The sequence below is a fragment of the Nesterenkonia lacusekhoensis genome (assembly GCF_017876395.1).
Classification (GTDB): Bacteria; Actinomycetota; Actinomycetes; order Actinomycetales; family Micrococcaceae; genus Nesterenkonia; species Nesterenkonia lacusekhoensis.
In genome coordinates, this window is sequence record NZ_JAGINX010000001.1 from 302212 (window position 1) to 322046 (window position 19835).

A 19835-nucleotide genomic window follows, 5' to 3' on the forward strand; every position below is an offset into this window, starting at 1 on the left:
TGTGCAGTTGACCACAGCATATAGGGGTTCGTTCAGCTTACTCCCAGGATTAAGCGACGGTGGAGACCTCATGGGATGGTGCTGTGCCGATTAGACTCGGATATGTGAGTGACGACCAGATCCAAGACGCCCCGACCACACCGTCTCAGGGGCTGCGCGAGGAGTACGACCAGCTGGTCGAGGAGGTCCGGAAGCATCGGACCGCCTACTACCAGGAGGACGCCCCGCTGATCTCCGACGCCGAGTTCGACGAACTCTGGCGGCGTCTGGAGCAGATCGAGGCCGAGCACCCGGAGATCGTCACCGGAGATTCCCCCACCCAGGAGGTCGGGGGAGAGGTCTCCACCGCCTTCGCGCCGGTGGAGCACATCCAGCGGATGTACTCCCTGGAGGATGTCTTCTCCCGCGAGGAGCTGCGCGCCTGGTACGACCGCGCCGTGGCCTCTCTGGAACAGCTGCGCCCGGACCGCGTGACCTCCGGCAGGGGTCCCAAATGGCTGGTGGAGGTCAAGATCGACGGCCTGGCCATCAACCTGCTCTACCGCCGCGGCAGACTGGTCCGTGCGGCCACCCGGGGCGACGGCACCACCGGCGAGGACGTCACCCACAATGTGCTGACCATCGAGGAGATCCCCAACCAGCTGGCCGGGGAGGGTCATCCCGCCGAGCTGGAGGTCCGGGGCGAGATCTTCATGCCCACAGCCGAGTTCCGCGCGCTCAATGAGCGGCTGCGCGAGTCCGGACAGAAGGAGTTCGCCAATCCGCGCAACGCCGCCGCCGGCTCGCTGCGCCAGAAGGATGCGGCCAAGACCGCTGAGCGTCCGCTGGCGATGTTCGTCCACGGGGTCGGAGCACGCGAGGGCGTCACGCTGAGCTCCCAACATGAGACCTATGACCAGCTGGCCGCCTGGGGGCTGCCGGTCAGCCCCTACACCGAGATCCTCGCCAACTTCGAGGAGATCGACGACTACCTGGATCGTTTCCAGGCGAAGCGTCATGAGCTGATCCATGAGATCGACGGCGTGGTCATCAAGGTGGATGATTTCGACCTCCAGCGCGCCCTGGGCCACACCTCCCGGGTACCCCGCTGGGCGGCCGCTTATAAGTATCCGCCGGAGGAGAAATCGACCGAGCTGCTCGACATCCGGGTTCAGGTAGGCCGCACCGGCCGAGTGACCCCCTTCGCCGTGCTGGAACCGGTCCTGGTGGCCGGCTCGGAGGTGTCGAAAGCTACGCTCCATAACCAAGAGGTCGTGAAGGTAAAGAACCTCATGATCGGGGATAAGGTCTGGGTCCGCAAAGCCGGCGACGTCATCCCCGAGATCCTGGGGCCGGTCCTGCCGGAGCGCGAGAAGCGAGAGAGGGAACGGGGCCGCTTGAAGGAATTCGTGTTCCCTGCGCGCTGTCCTGCCTGCGAAGCAGAGCTTGCGCCTGCGAAAGACGAGGACGTCGATTACCGCTGCCCTAACGCAGAATCGTGTCCAGATCAGTTGGCTGAGCGGGTCGCTCATATCGGGTCGCGGGGGGCTTTGGATGTCGAAGGGTTGGGCGATGAAGGTGCCGATGCATTGACTCGCCCTGACCGGCGAAAGGTTGCAGAAGATCTGTACTCCGATGTCCTGCCACGTCCCGATGAGATCAACAGGGATAAAGACACGGGAGCTCGAGTTGTCTATAACGACCTTGGCGAGCCACAGCCCCAGGTTCCTGTGCTGCGTAACGAAGCGGGGCTGTTCGGGCTGACTATCGACGACCTGCAAGATGTCTATCGGTGGCGTGAAGACAGGGATTGGGTTCCGCCGACTGATGAGGAGAAGGCGGTCGGGAAGAAAGGCCACTGGGAGAAGAACGGTCTTTGGGTTCCGATCCCTTACTTCTGGAACGGTCCCAAGTATTCGGGGAAAGGCGAGTTGGAGGACTCGTATCGCCCAGGACAGGCCGGGCTTTCTCTGCTGGAGCAGCTGGAAGTCAAGAAGAAGGAGCAGCCGCTGTGGCGCGTGCTGGTGGCGCTGTCCATCCGGCATGTGGGTCCCACCGCCTCCCGCGCCCTGGCCCAGGCCTACGGCTCCATGGAGAAGATCCGCAACGCCTCTGAGGAGGAGCTCGCCGGCATCGACGGGGTGGGGCCGACCATCGCCTCTGCCGTGCGCGAATGGTTCTCCGTGGACTGGCACTGCCGGATCCTCGACGCCTGGGCCGCGGCAGGGGTGCGTATGGAGGATGAGCAGGACGAGGCCGTCCCGCGCACCCTTGAGGGCCTGACCGTGGTGGTCACCGGCAGCCTGGAGAACTGGTCCCGCGATGAGTCCGAGGAGGCGATCATCGCCCGCGGCGGCCGCGCCTCCGGCTCGGTCTCCAAGAAGACCGACTTCGTGGTGGCCGGTGAGAACGCCGGCTCCAAGCTGACCAAGGCCGAGACCCTGGGCCTGACGGTTCTGGACGAGGAAGGCTTCGAGCGCCTGCTGCAGAACGGACCGGAGGACCTCTGAGGAGGCCGTGTCCGCCGTACCCGCAACCACCGACGATCCCCCGCACACGACGCCGAGAGAACGGACACTATGACCACCACTGAGGAACTCCTCGACATCGCCCGTGAAGCCGCGGCAGCGGGCGCGGCCGTCCTGGCTGAGCGTCCTGAGGTGGCACCTGCGGGTGTGGCCCTGGGCCAGGAGCAGGCCGGTCTGCAGACCAAGAGCTCCGAATCTGACCTGGTCACCGACTTCGACCGGCGGGCCGAGCGGGCCGTGCGCGAGGTGATCGCCCGGCGTCGTCCCGACGACGGCGTCTCCGGTGAGGAGTATGGCACCACTGCCGCCGAGGACCCCTCCGGCTACCGGTGGTCCATCGATCCGTTGGACGGGACCACCAACTTCGTCCGCGGCATCGTCTACTACGGGACCTCAGTGGCAGTTCAGGGCCCCTCCGCGCACTGGCTGGCCGGGGTGGTGGACGCCCCCGCCGTCGGCCGACGCTGGTGGGCCACCCGCGAGGGCGGGGCCTGGACCACAGGCACCACCGCAGAGGGGGAGAGTGAGCCGGTGAAGCTCCAAGGTCCCCAGGGATCTCGAGCAGCCGGCATCCTGGCCACCGGTTTCGGCTATGACCCGGAACGCCGCGAGGAGCAGACCAAGGCGGTCACTGCCATGCTCCCGCTCTTCGGCAACCTGCGCCGGTTGGGAGCTGCGGCCCTGGACATCTGCATGGTGGCCGACGGGACCATGGACGCCTTCGCCGAGTACGGCCTCTGGGAGCACGACTGGGCCGCCGGAGCGCTCATCGCTGAGGAGGCCGGCGTGGAGATTCGTCGACCGGCTGACCCGAACAGCGCTGAGGCCCCAGACTGGTGTGTGGCCGGCGACATCGGCATCCCGCACAGCCAGCTGCGGCCCCTGCCCACCGGGCTGTGAGCTCCTCAGATATGAGCATGGGCAACGCAGCCGCTGGTCAGCAGAAGCCCCAGGCCGAACCGGTCATCCGTGAGGCGCGTCGCGAGGACTGGGAGCGCATCGCGGAGCTGACCGTCACGGCCTATGTCAGCGGGGGCTTCCTCTCCTCGGGCGATGACTACATCGCCCAGCTGGCCGACGTCGGCCCCCGAGCCACCCATGCCACGGTCCTGGTGGCTGAGGTGGAGGATGAGTCCGGCAGCCCGGTGGTGGCGGCGTCGGTCTCCATCACCGAGGCTGGGAAGTTCCTGGCAGAGGTCTCCCGGCCCGGGGAGATGGAGTTCCGCATGCTGGCGGTGCACCCGGACTTCCAGGGCCGGGGGATCGCCCGCCGCCTAGTCCGGCACATCCTGGCGATGGCGGAGGCTCGCCCGGACATCGAGGCGGTCACCCTCTGCAGCCTGAAGACGATGACCGACGCCCACACGCTCTACCGATCAGAAGGTTTTGTGGAGGTCCCTGAGCGCGACTTCCGCCTCGAGGAGAGCGGGGCCAGCTTCCCGTTCTTCATCAGGTCGATCCGGTAGGCCGGAGCGGCCCGCGCTCCTGCAGGATCCACGGCTGCTGTGGTGGGATAGGGGTATGACTGAGCCCTACACTGTGCTGACCGTCTGCACCGGCAACATCTGCCGCTCACCGGCGATGGAGCGCCTGCTGACCCACCATCTGGGGGAGGAGGGCATCCGCGTGCACTCCGGAGGCACCCACGCCCACGACGGCGAGGACATGCAGCCTGCTATGAAGGAGCGGGTCTCCGACTACGGCGCCGATGCGCAGAACTTCGTGGCTGATCAGCTGACCCCGCAGATGGTGCGCGACTCGGACCTCATCCTGACCGCGACCCGCGTCCACGTGGAGGACATCCTGGCTGATGTTCCTGAGGCGGAGGACCGGACCTTCACCATCCGCGAGTTCGGACGGCTGCTGAGCGCCGTGGACACCAGCCAGATCGCCGAGACCGTAGGCCAAGACGCCGCCGTGGCGGATCGTCTGGCCGCACTGGTGCCGCTGGTGGCCCAGCGGCGCACCGGTGCGGCCTCCAGCGGGAGGAATGGCCGCGGACGTCAGGACGACGTCGTCGATCCCTATATGCTCCCGGACGACGTCTACGACGAGTCCTTCCGCCAGCTGCGCGAACCCATCGAGGCTCTGGCAGATGCCCTGCGGTGATCAGTCCTCGGTCCGCTCCCCGCCGGCCAGGCGGTCGGCCCGCTCCTCCCAGAACCCGGCATTGCGGATCTGGACCAGGCGCGGGTCGAACTGCGGGTCCTTGCCGGCTCTGACCTGGGCGCGGTAGTCGCTGAGCGCCTTGAACGCCGGCTGCTGGATGATCAGGATGCCCACGATGTTCAGCCACGCCATGATGCCCACGCCGATGTCACCGATGGACCAGGCTCTGCCGTCAGCACCCATCGCGCCGTAGAAGACGATGAGCAGGATCGAGACCTGCAGCATGGCCAGCAGCGCGCGCTGGACGCTGGGGTTCTGGACCCGGCGGATTGCGTAGGTCAGGTTGGTCTCGGCCATGTAGTAGTAATAGACCAGCGTGGAGAAGGCGAAGAATGTCAGGGCCAGCGCCACGAAGGCCGCTCCTGCTCCACCGAAGGTGGTCCCCAAGGCGAACTGCGTGTACTCGGCGCCGGCCTCAGCACCCTCGGCCGGCAGTCCGCCGCCGTCGCCGATGATGTTCTCATCAGCGTCGAAGACCTGGAACATGCCGGTCGAGAGGATCAGGAAGGCTGTGGCGGAGCAGACGATCAGAGTGTCGATGTAGACGGCGAAGGCCTGGACCACGCCCTGCTTGGCCGGATGGGAGACCTCGGTGGCAGCGGCTGCGTGCGGGCCGGTTCCCTGTCCGGCCTCGTTGGAGTAGATGCCGCGGCGCACGCCCTGATCGATGGCCGCACCCAGGATGCCGCCGAAGACGGCGTGGGCGCCGAAGGCCGATTCGAAGATCAGCTGCAGCATGGCCGGGACCTCGGAGACGTTGGCCAGCAGCACGATCAGCGCGATGACGATGTAGCCCGCCGCCATGAACGGCACGACCACTGAGGTGAAGTGGGCGATGCGCTTCACCCCGCCGATGATGATCACGCCCAGCACCAGGGCCAGCACGACGCCGATCATCCACCGGTCTAGCACGGGGAAGGCGGAGGTCAGCGCCCCAGACATGGTGTCGGTCTGGATGCCGGGCAGGAAGATGCCCAGGGCGATCACCGAGACCACGGCGAAGATCCAAGCGTAGATCTTCATCGGAACGGCCGCTCTGGTGTGCTGGTAGGCCTTCTCGAAGTAGAAGGCCGGACCACCGCGGTACTCACCGGTGCGCGGGTCCCGCTCCTTGAAGATCTGGCCCAGTGTGGACTCGACGAAGGAGGTGGCCGCACCCAACAGTGCCACCACCCACATCCAGAACACGGCACCGGGGCCGCCGGATGCGATCGCCACGGCCACGCCGGCGATGTTGCCGGCTCCCACTCGTCCAGAGAGCGACATGGTCAGCGCTTGGAAGGAGGAGATCCCGTCTTTGGAGCTGGTGCCCTCGCGCAGGTTCCTGATCATGTTGGGGATCTGGCTGAACTGCACCAGCTTGGCGCGAAGGGTGAAGAAGAGCCCGGCCAACAGGCACAGCCAGACCAGCCAGGGGCTCCAGACGACGCCGTCGGCCCACTCCAGAATTGCGTCCATTCGATGATTCTCCTCGTCGGTTCCGCAGGTGCGGCGGATCACAGCAGCGCAGAGGTCTGAAGATTAGCACCGCCTCTGTGATGTCGACACTCAGAGGGCCGGGCACTCAGGGAGACCCCGGGCGAGATGACTAGGCTGAAGGCTGTGGAAGCCTCCTCACGTCCTGCCCCGACACAGCCCAGCCGCTCTCCTGAGGGGCGTTCGCCGCGCTTCTATGCCTGGGAGGTAGGTATCGTGCTGGCGCTCTCCCTGGGACGCAGTGCGATCTACGCGGTGCTGAACCTGACGGAGCGCCTGACGCGCGAGCCGCTGGGTGAGCAGACCGCCACGGTGCAGTCCAGTCAGTCCCGCCACGAGGCCTTCGACTTCACCTACCAGCTGCTGGACAACCTCTTCGCCCTGGCGCCGGTGGCGCTGGTGCTCTATCTCTTCTTCGTCCACGGAGGAAACCCCTTCCGCCGCTGGGGTCTGGACTTCGGGCGACCGGGCCGGGACTGGGTGCTCGGCGTCGGGCTGTTTGTGCTGATCGGGGCGGGCACGCTGGTGATCTACGGGATCGGCCGGGCTTCCGGGGCCACAGTGGAGCTGATCCCGGCGGATGTGGGCGAGCATTGGTGGACCACGCCGATGCTGCTGCTGACCGCGCTGCGGCATTCGCTGCTGGAGGAGATCATCGTGGTCGCCTACCTCTTCGACCGGGCCCGCCGGATCTGGCCGGCGCTGCAGGTCTCCACCGTGCGGCCGCCGCTGAGCCACCGCGGACTCTGGGTGCTGGTGCTGGTCAGCGCGGTGCTGCGTGGGGCCTATCACCTGTACCAGGGCTTCGGCCCCGGCGTCGGGAACTTCCTGATGGGCGTGATCTTCGGCTGGCTGTATCTGCGCTATGGCCGGGTGATGCCGCTGCTGATCGCCCACTTCCTGTTGGATGTGGTGGGCTTCCTGGCCTTCCCGCTGCTGGTGGCGGCGGTGGGGATCAGCTGATCCTTCGCGTGGGGTGGCTCACTGCGTCAGAGTGGCCCCGTAGCGTGCGGTGCAGCCCGGTTCTCCCGCTGCATGCATCTGCAGAATGCCCATGCGCAGCCGGGAAAGGGTGATTGATGCCGCTGTGCCCGTTGTCTCTCCCGTCCCGCGTTCTCATTCCGTCAGATTGTTGAACAATCGTGTGATCTGGGGCATGCTGGTCGAAAAGCAGCGGCCACGGAAGGCAGGATGACATGACTGACCAGCGCAGCATCGATCTCAACAGCGACGTCGGAGAGTCCTTCGGCAACTGGCGGCTTCCGGACGAAGACATGCTCGGCGTGGTCTCCAGCGCCAACATCGCCTGCGGCTTCCACGCCGGCGATCCCAAGACCATCCTCTCCAGCGTGCGCACCGCCGCGGCCAACGGGGTGGCGGTCGGAGCCCATATCGGCTACCGGGACCTGGTCGGCTTCGGGCGCCGGTTCATCGACTACGACCCGGCCGAGCTCGCCGCCGACGTCCTCTACCAGCTGGGCGCCCTGGACGGGCTGGCCCGCACCGCCGGCACCCGCCTCAGCTACGTGAAGCCTCATGGCGGCCTGTACAACACCATCGTCACCCACGAGGTCCAGGCTCGCGCGGTCATCGACGCGATCGCCGAGTTCGACGAGACGCTGCCGGTGCTGCTGCTGCCCGGCGGCTACGCTCTGGACTATGCCCGCGAACAGGGCCTGCGCGGGGTGGCCGAGGCCTTCGCAGATCGCAACTACAACCCCGACGGCACATTGGTCTCCCGCCGCGAGCCCGACGCCGTCCTGCACGAGACCTCCCAGGTGGTGGAGAACATGCTCCGCCTGGCCGAAGAGGGCGTGCTGATCGCTCGCGACGGCACTCGGATCGAGACCGAGGCCGAGTCCATCTGCACCCACGGGGACACCGCCGGGGCGGTGCAGATGGCCCGCTCCGTGCGGGAGGCCCTGGAGAGGGCCGGCGTCGGGATCCGCAGCTTCGCCGCCGCCGCATGAGCTCCCGGAGGATGGCCCCCGGCGCAGCTGCGGCGCCGGAGCAGACCGGCACGCTGATCCGTGGGCTGCGAGAGGCGGGCCCGCGGGCCCTGCTGCTCGAGTTCGCCACCCTCGACGACGTCCTCGCCTGCCATCAGCAGCTCACCACCAGTCCCTTGGAGGGACAGATCGATGCCGTGGCTGCTGCCCGGACGATCCTCCTGCGCTTCTCCTGCCGGGCATCGGTCCGTGCGGCGCGCGAGGCGCTGGCCGTTCTGCAGATCGGAGCGTTCTCCGCTGGGGATGCCCGGCAGGTGGAGTTGGAGGTGGTCTACGACGGTGAGGACCTGCCCGCGCTCGCTGAGACCCTGGGCATGAGCGTGGAGGCGTTGATCTCCTGGCACACCGGCCAGAGCTGGACCGGCGCCTTCGGCGGTTTCGCGCCTGGCTTCACCTACTGCGTGCCGCAGGGGGAGCGGGCCCAGGCCCTCGCCGTGCCTCGGCGCAGCACTCCGCGCACTGCGGTTCCCGAAAGCTCCGTGGCCCTGGCCGGTGAGTTCTCGGCGGTCTACCCGCGCGTCTCCCCGGGCGGCTGGCAGCTGATCGGCCGCACCCCGCAGGTCATGTGGGACCTCTCCCGCGCCGAGCAGGACGCGACGTCGGCAGGATCTGAGTCCGCAGGTACAGGCGAGCAGCCGTCGTCGCCCGCTCTGGTCAGCCCCGGAGACGCCGTCCGCTACCGGGCCGTGGCGCCCGAGGCCATCGAGTTGAGTGGGCGAAGACGTGCCGTCTCAGCGACTTCTTCGCCCTCAGACGGCAAGTCTTCGCCCAAACAAGGGGAGAAGGTAGGGCAGGAGGCTCCGGCGCTGACCGTCCTCAGCCCCGGCCTGCAGAGCCTCTTCCAGGACTTCGGCCGCGGCGGACTCAGCGATCTGGGCGTCTCCCGGGCCGGCGTCGCCGATGAGGCCGCCGCCCTGCAGGCCAACCGGCTGGTGGGCAACACCGCCGAGACCCCTGTGCTCGAGGTGCTCCATTCCGGTCTGCAGCTGCGGGCCGAGCGCGACCTGGTCCTCGCCGCCTCGGGTGCTGAGTCGGAGCTCACCATCACTCCCGACGCTGGCAGCTCAGATTCCGACGGTGCAGCACCAGGTGCCCCCGTACCCGCACGCACTGCGCCCTCCCGCACTGCACCGCTGCGCGCTCCCTTCCTCCTCGTGGCAGGGGAGACCCTCTCGGTGGGCGCTCCCCGCCGCGGGATGCGCACTGTCCTGGCCGTGCGCGGCGGCTTCCAGGCCGAGCCCGTGCTGGGCAGCGTCTCCGCGGACACCATGTCCGGACTGGGCCCCGCCCCGCTGCAGGCCGGGCAGTCCCTGCGCGTGGGCCCGGAGCCTGCCCGTTCCGTGGGTGAGCCGGAGTCGGGCGACTGGGAGCCTGCCGCGGAGATCCCCGACGCCGGCCCGGTCACCCTGCGCTTCACCTATGGTCCGCGCGAGGACTGGTTCAGCAGCGCCGAGGCCCGTCGGCTCACCGAACAGGACTGGCTGGTCACCCAGGAGTCCAACCGGATCGGCATCCGCCTGGACGTCGATCCCGAGGACGCACAGGCCCGCGCTCTGGAGCGCTCCGCCGAGGGTGAGCTTCCCAGCGAAGGCGTGGTCCGCGGCTCGCTGCAGATGCCCCCGGCGGGCAGGCCGGTGCTCTTCCTCAACGATCACCCGGTGACCGGCGGCTACCCAGTGATCGGCGTCGTGATCGATCAGGACCTGCCCCGTGCGGCCCAGCTGGCACCGGGGCAGAGCATCCGCCTGGCCGCCGTCGACCCTGACACACTCGAACCCCTGACCTGAGAGGCTCCCGCATGAAGCGCATCCTCATCGCCAACCGCGGCGAGATCGCCGTCCGTGTGATCCGCAGCGCCCGCGAATCCGGCTACTCCACTGTGGCCGTCTACGCGGACCAGGACGCCGCGGCCCTGCATGTGCAGCTGGCCGACACCGCCGTGCCGCTGGACGGGTCCACCGGCGCCGAGACCTACCTGGACGGGGAGAAGATCCTCGAAGCCGCCCGGACCACCGGCGCTGATGCCATCCACCCCGGCTACGGCTTCCTCTCCGAGAACGCCGACTTCGCCCGCGCGGTGATCGATGCCGGGCTGGTGTGGATCGGCCCCAAGCCGGAGACCATCGAGCAGCTGGGCAACAAGGTCACCGCCCGCGAGCTCGCCGTGAAGGTGGGCGCCCCGCTGGTGCCCGGCAGCGACGGCCCGGTCTCCAGCAGCGAAGAGGTCCGTGCCTTCGCCGCCGAACACGGCCTGCCCGTGGCCATCAAGGCCGCCCACGGAGGCGGCGGCCGCGGCATGCGGATCGTGCGCACCGAGGCTGAGATCGAGGAGGCCTACGCCTCCGCCGTCCGCGAGGCCGAGACCGCCTTCGGTCGCGGCGAGTGCTTTGTGGAGCGCTTCCTGGACCGCCCGCGCCACGTGGAGGCCCAGGTCATCGCCGATGCCCACGGGAACGTGGTCGTGGCCGGCACCCGCGACTGCTCCCTGCAGCGCCGCAACCAGAAGCTGGTCGAAGAGGCGCCGGCACCCTTCCTGGACGAGGAGACCCGGAACCGGATCCATGAATCCGCCCGCGCCATCTGTGCTGAGGCCGGATACCTGGGGGCGGGGACCGTGGAATACCTGCTCAGCCCTGACGGCGTCCTGTCCTTCCTGGAGGTCAACACGCGTCTGCAGGTGGAGCACCCGGTCACCGAGGAGACTTCCGGGCTGGATCTGGTGGCCGAACAGCTGCGCATCGCCGAAGGCGAGCGGCTCTCGATCACGGAGGACCCGACGTCGGCCGGTCACGCCCTGGAGTTCCGGCTCAATGCCGAGGAGCCCGCCCACGGATTCCTGCCCACCCCGGGTCCGGTGGAGCTCTTCCAGCCGCCTACGGGCCCGGGCATCCGTGTGGACACCGGCGTGCGCACCGGCGACGAGGTCTCAGGAGCCTTCGACTCCATGATCGCCAAGCTGATCGTCACCGGCCCGGACCGGGAGACCACGCTGCGCCGGGCCCAGATGGCCTTGGACGAGATGAGGATCGAGGGGCTGCCCACCGTCCTTCCCTTCCACCGTGCGGTCCTGGGGGCCGCCGACTTCCGTGCAGAACAGGGCCCGGAGAGCTTCGCCGTGCACACCCGGTGGATTGAGAGCGAATTCGGCGAACACCTGGCCGCCTCTGAGCACCTCGCCGCCGCGGTCCGCCACCGCGAACACGGGATGGAACGGGTCACCGTGGAGCTCGACGGCCGCGCGGTCACCCTGGGTCTGCCGGCTGCGCTGCGCCGACTGCTGGGTTCCGGAGCCGCCGACGCCGATGCCCACGCCGCAGGGTCCGGTCCTGCGGCGGCCCGGGACGGTGCCGTCACCGCGCAGATGGCCGGAAGCCTGGTCAGCTGGTCCGTCGGCGACGGAGCCGAGGTGGGAGAAGGCGAGGCGCTCGCCGTCGTGGAGGCCATGAAGATGGAGTCCACGCTGACTGCGCCCGTCTCCGGGACCTTCAGCCGTGAGGCGCTGGAGCCCGGAGCCTCGCTGCGCGCCGGAGATGTGCTGGGCCGCATCAGCTGAGTCGCGTTGGTCTGGCCTGATGACCAGCCCGGCCGGGCGGCGTCGGGACCTGCTGGGTCGGTTTCGCCGCGACCGCGGGGGCTTTTCCCCGATAGATTGGTGGGATGAGTCACGACGTCGTCTGGAGCGAGCTGTCCGTCGAAGGGATCAGCGAGCACGCCTACGGGCCTGATCGTGTGGCCGAGGCCCTGCGTGAGAGGATCTCGGACGGGCTGATCCGGCCCGGCACCAAGCTGCCCGAGGTTCGGCTGACCCAGCAGCTGCACGTCTCCCGGCACACGCTGCGCAGCGCGTTTCAGATCCTCGCCGGGGAAGGGCTGGTCGAGCGGCTGCCCAATCGCGGTGTCTTCGTGCATTCGCCGACCCCGGAGGACATCCAGGAGATCTACCGCGTCCGGCGGATCCTCGAGACCGGAGCGGTCCGGGCCTCCGTCTTCACCCCAGGAGCTATCCAGGCGCTGCAGGCGATCGTGGCTCAGGCGCGGCAGGCCAAGGACGCCGGGGACGTGGACGGGATGGGCCAGGCCAACCAGCAGTTCCACCGCACCCTGATCGCCCAGGCGCAGAGCAGCACGCTGGAGCGTCTGATGGAGCAGGTGCTGGCACGGATGCGGCTGGTCTTCCACGCCAAGCGAGGCGAGCTCTCCTTCCACCACGCCTATGTGGAGCGCAACGGCACGCTGGCTGAGATGCTGGCCACCGATCAGCGCCAACAGGCGGAGGAGTACCTGCTCGACTACCTCAACGCCGCGGAGCAGGAGCTCCTGGAGCATCTGTTCCGTCCAGGAGAGGGTCGTTCCCCGCGGCGCTGAGCGTTGCGGCAGGGTAGCGGGGCGGCAGACTGCGGCGCCACGGCAGACTGCGGCGTCGCGGCAGGCCGCGGGGCAATGTTAAATCCGCGTAAAAAGAGCAGCATTGTCCAACAATCCGTTGCCCAGATTGTTGGACAACCATTAGTGTGATCTCCATGACAGACTCCACTGCGAAGAAGGGGCCTACCTTCGCTGCCACCCGGCGTACAGCGATGCTCGGGGCCATGTTCCTCATGGCCGTCAGTGCCGTAGGCCCTGGGTTCATCACCCAGACCTCCGAATTCACGATGCAGTTCGGCGCGGCCTTCGCCTGCGCCATCCTCATCTCGGTGGTCGTTGACATCGCCATCCAGATGAACGTCTGGCGCACCCTCGGCGTCTCCGGACTCTACGCCCAGGAGCTGGGGAACCGGCTGCTGCCCGGTCTCGGGTGGGCGCTGGCCGCGCTGATCTTCTTCGGCGGCATCGTCTTCAACGTCGGCAACATCGCCGGCGCAGGCCTGGGCATGAACGCCATGCTGGGCGTCAACGCTGAGCTCGGCGGCGTGATCTCAGTGGCCATCGCCCTGGTCATCTTCCTCTCCAAGAAGGCAGGAGTGGCACTGGATCGGATCGTGGTCCTCTGCGGTGCCGTGCTGATCCTGTTGATGGGCTACATGGCCATCACCACGAACCCTCCGGTCGGCCAGGCGCTGACCGAGACGGTCGCCCCGGTGCTGCCCGAGGGCGAGAACATCAACACCTTCTTCTTCGCAGTGACCACGCTGATCGGTGGCACAGTGGGCGGCTACATCACCTACGCCGGCGCGCACCGGCTCATCGCCTCAGGCCACACCGGCCGCGAGAACGCCCAGCAGATCGGCCGCACCTCGGTGATGGGGATCATCGTGGCCAGCGTGATCCGCTACCTGCTGTTCCTGGCCATCCTGGGCGCGATCACCGCCTACGGCACCCTGCAGTCCACCGACTATGACAACGTCGCCGCCTCCGCCTTCCTCACCGTGCTGGGCGAATGGGGCCTGCGTGTCTTCGGCATCGCCTTCTGGGTCGCTGCCATCACCTCCATCCTGGGGGCGACCTACACCTCGGTCTCATTCATCACCACGCAGAAGACCTCTCCGCGGGTCCGGGCGTGGATGTTCGCCGGCTTCCTGGTGCTGACCTGCGGCGTCTACCTCTCCCTGGGCCAGGCTCCGCAGACCCTGCTGATCATGGCCGGGGCCTTCAACGGCGTGGTGCTGCCGCTGGGCTTCGCGGTGATCCTGATCGCCGCCTGGTTCAAGCAGAAGTCCCTGCTGGGCGGCTACCGCTACCCCAAGTGGCTGCTGATCTCCGGCACGGCGGTCTGGCTGCTGACCATCTACATGGGCGCGAACTCGCTGACCGGTCTGGCTGAGCTCTGGCAGGCAGGATGAGCATGAGCGACGTCGGCACTTTCCACACCGGACCGAGGGATCGTGGGCAGACGAGCCCTGCGGAGCTGGACCCCGGTCAGCTCTCGCCCGCTCAGTCCCGCGCCCTGTTCCGAGCGGGACTGCGCCGGCCCACCAGCGGCTTCAGTCCCGGATATGCTCAAGCCAACCTGTTGGCGGTGCCGCGCGAGTTGGCCTTCGACATGCTGCTCTTCGCCCAGCGCAACCCGAAGTCCTGCCCGGTGCTCGGCGTGCTGGAAGCCGGCCAGGTGAATTCGGAGCCGCTGGAGGGCGGGGACATCCGTACGGACCTGCCCGCTTATCGCGTCTACCGTGACGGGGAGCTGGTCGCCGAGCCGAACGAGGTCATCGAGCAGTGGCGCCCGGACCTGGTGGCCTTCCTCATCGGCTGCAGCTTCACCTTCGAGGCACCGCTGCTGGCCGCCGGAATCCCGATCGCTCATATGGAGCAGGGCGTGAATGTCCCGATGTACAAGACCTCCGTCCGGTGCCGTCCCGCCGGTGCGCTGTCTGGACCTCTGGTGGTCTCCATGCGGCCGCTTCCGGCAGACAGGATCGCCGACGCCGTCCGGATCACCTCGCGCTATCCGGGCGTCCACGGCGCTCCGGTGCACATCGGCTCCCCGCGGGAGATCGGGATCCGGGATCTCTCGGCCCCGGACTTCGGCGACGCCGTCGAGGTCCCCGAGGGTTGGACCCCGGTGTTCTGGGCCTGCGGGGTGACTCCGCAGGCCGCGGTCATGGAATCAGCGCCCGAGCTGGCCATCAGCCATGCCCCGGGACACATGCTGATCACTGATCTTCCCGACGCCGAGCTTCAGGTTCCGTGACGTCGCGGTCCGCAGGCTCGCTAGGCTGAGGTGCATGAACACCTACGCCCAGCCTGCTGCATACCAGTCGCTGCCCGGAGGTCCGCTGGACGCGGACCGCTCCTTCTATGACCGTCTGGCCGCTGCGGGCCGGACGCTCACCCAGGAGTTCGAGATCCCGGTGCGCTCCGGACAGGCCTGGGAGGTGCCGGCCGGCTCGGTGGTGAGGATCAGCTCGGTGGAGGGCCCGCAGGTCGGTGACCTGAACATGTGGAGTCGGCACAACCCGCGCGAACGATTCTGGGCCTCCCGGACACGTCAGCTGCAGCGGGCGTCGATGACCACCTACGACCGCTTCTGGTCCACGCTGCCCTACCTGCGGCCGATGGCCACGGTGATCGCCGACTCCTTGGCGGAACACCCCGACGCCGAGGTCATCCACGACCTGTTGGGCACCCGCTGCGACCCGTATGTGAACCGAATGCTGGCCGGCTACGACTTCGACCACCACTGCCACTCGAACCTGACCCGGGCCGTGCAGCCGTACGGGCTGACCGAGTTCGACGTCCACGATGTGCTCAACGTCTTCCAGTTCGCCGGGCTCAACGAGAACCGGGAGTACTTCATGGACTCCTGCCCGGCCCGACCCGCCTCCGCTGGGCACCCGGCGGATCACTTCGAATTCTTCGCCGAGATCGATCTGCTCTGCGCCCTGTCCACCTGTCCCGGAGGGGACCTCTCAGTGCACATGTGGGGCCCGGAGGCCGCCAGCACCGAAGAGCAGCTGGAACACTGCCACCCGCTGCGCGTGGAGGTCTTCACGCTCGAGGAGGAGGTCCTGCAGGGCTGGGAGTCACCGGCGACGGCGGCCTATCAGGGCAAGGACGGACGCAACGGCCTGCGCCCGGTCCCGCACGCCCACGCGTCCCCCTGAACCCCGCGCGGACCTGACCGCGCCGGCGTCGGGACTCATCATCCATTGGCACGGATGAGTCGTCAGAACGGCCCGGACCCCACTCAGGCGTGCCAATCGACGAGGAAGCCACCCCTCATCGGACTCCCAGGCCGGGCGTTTATCCTGAAGTGTCCCCATCGCCGTCGCGAAAGTGCCGCCACCTATGACTTCTCCGGCTGAAACCGCTGAGCAGGAACCCCGCGAACGCAAGACCTCCCTGCCCGGGAACCTCATCCGCGGCGGCCTGATCGGCATCGTGGAGACGGTGCCCGGCGTCTCCGGCGGCACAGTGGCGCTGGTGGTCGGGATCTACGAGCAGCTGATCGCCTCGGCCTCCCATATGGTCTCGGCGCTGCGTACGCTGATCACGGGCCCCGACCGCGTCAGCGGTGCCACAGCGCACCTGGCCGAGGTCCGCTGGCGGGTCATCGTGCCGGTGGTGATCGGCATGGCGCTGGCGGTCTTCACCATCGCCGGCCCCATCTCCACCGCCGTGGAGAACCATCCCGAGCTGACCCGCGCGGCCTTCTTCGGCATGGTCCTGGCCTCCCTGGCTGTTCCGCTGCGCATGGCCGGCAAGGTTGGGGGGAAGCACATCCTGGCCGGCATCGTGGCCGCCGTGCTCACCTTCTGGCTGGTCTCGCTGCCGCCCACCGATGTGGAGGCCAGCGCGCTGACCATCATCCCGGCGGCCGCCGTCGCCGTCTCCGCGCTGATGCTGCCGGGACTCTCCGGTTCCTTCCTGCTGCTGACCTTCGGTCTCTACGAGCCCACGATGAACGCCGTCTCCGAGCGCGACTTCGGCTATCTGGGCCTCTTCGCGGTGGGCATGCTGATCGGCGGCATCGTGATCGTGAAGGCCCTGCGCTGGTTGCTGGCCCATCACCACACGTTCACCCTGATCGTGCTGGCCGGCGTCATGGTCGGTGCCCTGCGCGTGCTCTGGCCCTGGCAGGCTGAGGACCGCACCCTGGAGGCCGTCGGATCGCAGTGGCCCACGGCCCTGGGGCTCGGCGTGGCCGGATTCGTGGTGGTCGCCGCTCTGGTGATCGTGGATGCCCGCCTGGTGAAGAAGCAGTAGCGCGACGCCGACGCCGCCCACTGATGGTCACGCTCCCGCAGCGCGCCGTTCCGGCGATCCTGAAGCTCACCGGGCGCAACAAGGTCTTCTGGGACCGCGAGGCCGCCGAGCAGCGCGTGGAGGACCGAGTGCTGCGCCCACGCTCCTTCGCCCCGCCCAAGCGGCTTCGCGCCGAGGTCAGCATCACCCGCGAGGAGATCCGCGGCTGGCCCGTCTACACGATCACGCCCCGGGCCGCCGAGGGCGAACCGCAGGGCAACACCGTCTTCGTCCACGGCGGCGGCTGGGTCAGTGAGATCGCGGCGCAGCATTGGCGGCTGGCCGCTGGCATCGCCGCGGAGAGCGCCACCACGGTCACCGTGCCGATCTACCCGTTGGTTCCGCTGGGGACCGCGGAGCAGGTGGTCCCCGGCGTTGCGTCCCTGGTCCGGGACAGCGTCGACCGCGGAGTGGAGACGCGGCTCTTCGGCGATTCCGCCGGCGGGCAGATCGCACTGTCGGCCGCTCTGCAGCTGCGCGACGCCGGCGTCGTGCTGCCCCGGACCGTGCTGCTCTCCCCAGCGCTGGACCTGACCTGGAGCAATCCGGGCATCGACCTGGTCCAGCCCAGTGACCCGTGGCTGGCGCGGCCGGGCGGCAGGCACTTCAGCGAGCTCTGGCGCGACGCCCTCGAGGTCACCGATCCCAGAGTGAGCCCGCTCCACGGAGACTTCGCCGGGTTGGGCCCGCTCTCGGTGTTCATCGGCACCCGGGACATCCTCAACCCGGATACGCAGCTGCTGCTCCAGGCTGCCGAGACCGCGGGCGTGGAGGTGGACTTCTATGAGCGCGAGGGCGAGGTGCACGTCTACGCGCTGCTGCCCACAGCTTGGGGCAGGCAGGACCGGCAGCGGATCATCGAGGCGCTGCGCTCTTCAGCCTAGCCGGCCCAGCGCGCTGAGGCAGCTCAGACCTGTGTGACCTCCGCGGCCGGGTCGCTCCACTTCCCGGACTTCACGCCTCGGTGGTAGATCATGCCTGCGCTCAGTGAGATCACGAACAGTACGGCCATGGGGATCAGGATCCATAGGACGCTGCCGGTGGCGAACATGACCGGGATCGAGATCGCGGTGATCAGGCCGCCGCCGAAGAACGGCTCGAAGAACAGCTGCTTATAGCCGAAGGCCTCCAGCGCCGGAGACTTATCGTCCGGGTCGGCAACACGCAGCAGCGCCAGGCCGGTGGCGGTCACACCCATGGACTGGCCGAAGTCGGCGATGCCGCGCTCCAGCCAGTAGGCCGGGATGATCCGCGGGGTGAAGTAGAGCAGCATGAACGTGCAGAAGGCGACACCGGCGATGGAGAGGATGAGGAAGGTCTGCCAGTAGTCGGCGATCACCGTCAGGGAGATGGTGGCCAGAGCGGCGACGATCAGGATGTCCAGAGCCAGGCCCTGGATGCGCTTCATCGTCTCGTGGTCCAGTAGGCGCGAGTTGCCGGTCCGGTCCAGGATCACCTGGATGAGGACACCGCCGATCATCGCCAGCGGGAACAGCGGGACATAGCCCAGCAGAGTCAGGCCCTCACCGTCGGCGCCGGGCCACAGGGAATCGGGCTGGCCCCACAGCTGGTCCTCCACCCAGACCAGGCCCTCCAGGATGAGCCAGCCCAGGATGATGGCCAGGCCCACCACGGCCACGTGCAGAGTCAGCGGCTCGATGGAGGCCGGCCGGGCGGTCATCCGACCGGTGTGGACGGTCTCGTCGTCGGAGTAGAGGCCGCGCAGCTCGGAGTCGGACTGCTCGGTGACGTTCTTGATGACCTTGGTCCGGCCGGTGCGCACGCCCCAGTTGATGACGGCGATACCGATGAGGATCGCCGCGACCAGGCCCACTGTGGCCATGGCCAGCGCCAGGTCGGTGGCCTCCGGGATGCCCATCTCCTCGAAGGCCGGCTGCATGCCGGCGGCGGTGCCGTGCCCGCCCTCGAAGGCGATCTCGATCAGCGCGCCGAAGAGCGGATCCACGCCGAACAGCGGAGCCAGCACCAGCAGAGCCAACAGGATGCCCACCACGTATTGGCCGGAGCCGTAGGCCACACCCACCGAGAGCTGGGGGCCCACGAGCTTGGCCGCGCGCTTGGGGGAGGGGATGCGCGCGCCCAGGAAGAGGGTCGCGAAGACCACGGAGATCAGCAGTCCGGGCAGCATGCCCCAGACCTCGTAGATCTCCTCGGTGAACAGACCGCCGTTCTCCAGCCATCCCCAGCCCAACGGCTCGCCCAGCTTCCCCAGCACCTGCGGTCCGAGGATCAGACCCAGGAAGCCGGCCACGATGGCACTGGGCAGCAGCAGCTTCTGGAGGGCGGGCACCTTCACGCGCAGGTACTTGCCGAGCAGCATCACAGCCGCCAGCAGCACGACGGCGAAACCGACTGATTCGGGACTCATACAGGAACCTTCTCTCCCGGGTCACGGGCCATTCTTCGCAGGCGCCCCGGGCGGGGGCAGGGGGACAGTCTAGAGGGTGAAACCTGGATCACAGCACACTCGCCCCAGACTCTGTTCAGCAGAGGCTCAGGTGGACCTTCCGGACGCGGCAGGGTTCAGCCCGACCTCCTCGCGGGCCCCTCCGGCAGGATGTCCTCTTCGACGGGGTCCATCATCGCGGCGCTGAGACGCTGCGCCCCGGTTCCAGTCCTAGGGCCCCGGAGGCAGGCGTCATGTCTGCGTAACCGGAGCACGCGTAGACTGGCGATAGGCGTTGACACACCCACAACTGCATACGCCACGCCCCCTGTGCGGGAGAGCTCGGCGGGCCCCGCGCTCGCCGGCGCCGAAGGAGCAATCTCCTCCCCGGGAATCTCTCAGGCACCAGTACCGTGCAGGGGTGGCAACTCTGGAAAGCAGCAGAGGTCCGCACCGCGCGGCCTCTGTTCACCCAAGGTGCAAACCGGCGCCCCGTCTGAGCAGGCGGGCTTCGGTGAAACTCTCAGGTCTTCTACAGAGCGGGGGAGGGACACCCAGCAACGGATACGTTCCCGGAAGGTTCCC

General features: G+C 68.1%; 16 protein-coding genes and 1 riboswitch. Of the genes, 14 read left to right on the top strand and 2 right to left on the bottom strand.

Annotated features, from left to right (window positions below):
- Nucleotides 1-104 precede the first annotated feature (104 nt).
- The 4 genes from ligA to JOF45_RS01470 all read left to right on the top strand — a co-directional run bounded on the left by ligA (nucleotide 105) and on the right by JOF45_RS01470 (nucleotide 4616).
- A complete protein-coding gene (ligA, locus tag JOF45_RS01455) occupies nucleotides 105-2489 on the top strand; it encodes an NAD-dependent DNA ligase LigA (RefSeq protein ID WP_342591363.1) in 2385 nt (794 codons plus the stop codon).
- 69 nt (nucleotides 2490-2558) lie between these two features.
- On the top strand, nucleotides 2559-3407 hold the full coding sequence (locus tag JOF45_RS01460; RefSeq protein WP_210047457.1) for an inositol monophosphatase family protein: 849 nt from the start codon (nucleotides 2559-2561) through the stop codon (nucleotides 3405-3407).
- Complete coding sequence (locus JOF45_RS01465; protein WP_210047458.1) at nucleotides 3404-3973, top strand: GNAT family N-acetyltransferase; 570 nt, start codon at nucleotides 3404-3406, stop codon at nucleotides 3971-3973. Before JOF45_RS01460 ends, JOF45_RS01465 begins: the two co-directional genes overlap by 4 nt.
- Before the next feature lie 55 nt (nucleotides 3974-4028).
- A complete protein-coding gene (locus JOF45_RS01470) occupies nucleotides 4029-4616 on the top strand; it encodes an arsenate reductase/protein-tyrosine-phosphatase family protein (RefSeq protein ID WP_210047459.1) in 588 nt (195 codons plus the stop codon).
- Here the strand turns inward: JOF45_RS01470 and JOF45_RS01475 are convergent, their stop codons facing one another.
- Nucleotides 4617-6134: an alanine/glycine:cation symporter family protein gene (locus tag JOF45_RS01475; RefSeq protein ID WP_210047460.1), complete on the bottom strand. Its 1518-nt coding sequence runs from the start codon at nucleotides 6132-6134 to the stop codon at nucleotides 4617-4619.
- Nucleotides 6135-6278: 144 nt separating this feature from the next.
- Between JOF45_RS01475 and JOF45_RS01480 the strand changes: the two genes are divergently transcribed.
- From JOF45_RS01480 to JOF45_RS01525, 10 genes are all read left to right on the top strand, one after another.
- Nucleotides 6279-7115, top strand: coding sequence for a CPBP family intramembrane glutamic endopeptidase (locus JOF45_RS01480; protein WP_342591364.1), 837 nt, complete (start codon nucleotides 6279-6281; stop codon nucleotides 7113-7115).
- A 233-nt stretch (nucleotides 7116-7348) separates the two neighbouring features.
- Complete coding sequence (locus tag JOF45_RS01485) at nucleotides 7349-8122, top strand: LamB/YcsF family protein (RefSeq protein ID WP_210047462.1); 774 nt, start codon at nucleotides 7349-7351, stop codon at nucleotides 8120-8122.
- On the top strand, nucleotides 8119-9948 hold the full coding sequence (locus tag JOF45_RS01490) for a 5-oxoprolinase subunit B/C family protein (protein WP_245324102.1): 1830 nt from the start codon (nucleotides 8119-8121) through the stop codon (nucleotides 9946-9948). The genes JOF45_RS01485 and JOF45_RS01490 overlap by 4 nt, the downstream gene beginning before the upstream one ends.
- An 11-nt stretch (nucleotides 9949-9959) precedes the next feature.
- Nucleotides 9960-11714, top strand: coding sequence for an acetyl/propionyl/methylcrotonyl-CoA carboxylase subunit alpha (locus tag JOF45_RS01495; RefSeq protein ID WP_210047463.1), 1755 nt, complete (start codon nucleotides 9960-9962; stop codon nucleotides 11712-11714).
- Nucleotides 11715-11818: 104 nt separating this feature from the next.
- On the top strand, nucleotides 11819-12526 hold the full coding sequence (locus JOF45_RS01500) for a GntR family transcriptional regulator (RefSeq protein WP_210047464.1): 708 nt from the start codon (nucleotides 11819-11821) through the stop codon (nucleotides 12524-12526).
- 155 nt (nucleotides 12527-12681) lie between these two features.
- A complete protein-coding gene (locus tag JOF45_RS01505) occupies nucleotides 12682-13941 on the top strand; it encodes an NRAMP family divalent metal transporter (RefSeq protein WP_245324103.1) in 1260 nt (419 codons plus the stop codon).
- A gap of 2 nt (nucleotides 13942-13943) precedes the next feature.
- Nucleotides 13944-14789, top strand: a complete 846-nt coding sequence (locus JOF45_RS01510) for a putative hydro-lyase (RefSeq protein ID WP_210047465.1) — start codon at nucleotides 13944-13946, stop codon at nucleotides 14787-14789.
- A gap of 34 nt (nucleotides 14790-14823) precedes the next feature.
- Nucleotides 14824-15702, top strand: coding sequence for an urea carboxylase-associated family protein (locus JOF45_RS01515; protein ID WP_210047466.1), 879 nt, complete (start codon nucleotides 14824-14826; stop codon nucleotides 15700-15702).
- A gap of 184 nt (nucleotides 15703-15886) precedes the next feature.
- A complete protein-coding gene (locus JOF45_RS01520; protein WP_210047467.1) occupies nucleotides 15887-16804 on the top strand; it encodes a DUF368 domain-containing protein in 918 nt (305 codons plus the stop codon).
- Between the two features lie 23 nt (nucleotides 16805-16827).
- Complete coding sequence (locus JOF45_RS01525) at nucleotides 16828-17727, top strand: alpha/beta hydrolase fold domain-containing protein (RefSeq protein ID WP_245324104.1); 900 nt, start codon at nucleotides 16828-16830, stop codon at nucleotides 17725-17727.
- Between the two features lie 23 nt (nucleotides 17728-17750).
- Here JOF45_RS01525 and JOF45_RS01530 read toward each other — a convergent pair whose 3' ends face one another.
- The gene (locus JOF45_RS01530; protein ID WP_210047468.1) at nucleotides 17751-19232 is read right to left on the bottom strand and encodes a sodium/glutamate symporter; all 1482 of its coding nucleotides are present in this window, start codon (nucleotides 19230-19232) and stop codon (nucleotides 17751-17753) included.
- A gap of 341 nt (nucleotides 19233-19573) precedes the next feature.
- A riboswitch (glycine riboswitch) is annotated at nucleotides 19574-19674 on the top strand.
- Nucleotides 19675-19835 lie beyond the last annotated feature (161 nt).

What these genes read in the sequence shown, in the direction of transcription:
- JOF45_RS01460 (WP_210047457.1), top strand. Translation starts at nt 2,559, where the DNA reads ATGACCACCACTGAGGAACTCCTCGACATCGCCCGTGAAGCCGCGGCA.
- JOF45_RS01470 (WP_210047459.1), top strand. Translation starts at nt 4,029, where the DNA reads ATGACTGAGCCCTACACTGTGCTGACCGTCTGCACCGGCAACATCTGC.
- JOF45_RS01475 (WP_210047460.1), bottom strand. Translation starts at nt 6,134, where the DNA reads ATGGACGCAATTCTGGAGTGGGCCGACGGCGTCGTCTGGAGCCCCTGG.
- JOF45_RS01485 (WP_210047462.1), top strand. Translation starts at nt 7,349, where the DNA reads ATGACTGACCAGCGCAGCATCGATCTCAACAGCGACGTCGGAGAGTCC.
- JOF45_RS01490 (WP_245324102.1), top strand. Translation starts at nt 8,119, where the DNA reads ATGAGCTCCCGGAGGATGGCCCCCGGCGCAGCTGCGGCGCCGGAGCAG.
- JOF45_RS01495 (WP_210047463.1), top strand. Translation starts at nt 9,960, where the DNA reads ATGAAGCGCATCCTCATCGCCAACCGCGGCGAGATCGCCGTCCGTGTG.
- JOF45_RS01500 (WP_210047464.1), top strand. Translation starts at nt 11,819, where the DNA reads ATGAGTCACGACGTCGTCTGGAGCGAGCTGTCCGTCGAAGGGATCAGC.
- JOF45_RS01505 (WP_245324103.1), top strand. Translation starts at nt 12,682, where the DNA reads ATGACAGACTCCACTGCGAAGAAGGGGCCTACCTTCGCTGCCACCCGG.
- JOF45_RS01510 (WP_210047465.1), top strand. Translation starts at nt 13,944, where the DNA reads ATGAGCGACGTCGGCACTTTCCACACCGGACCGAGGGATCGTGGGCAG.
- JOF45_RS01515 (WP_210047466.1), top strand. Translation starts at nt 14,824, where the DNA reads ATGAACACCTACGCCCAGCCTGCTGCATACCAGTCGCTGCCCGGAGGT.
- JOF45_RS01520 (WP_210047467.1), top strand. Translation starts at nt 15,887, where the DNA reads ATGACTTCTCCGGCTGAAACCGCTGAGCAGGAACCCCGCGAACGCAAG.
- JOF45_RS01525 (WP_245324104.1), top strand. Translation starts at nt 16,828, where the DNA reads ATGGTCACGCTCCCGCAGCGCGCCGTTCCGGCGATCCTGAAGCTCACC.
- JOF45_RS01530 (WP_210047468.1), bottom strand. Translation starts at nt 19,232, where the DNA reads ATGAGTCCCGAATCAGTCGGTTTCGCCGTCGTGCTGCTGGCGGCTGTG.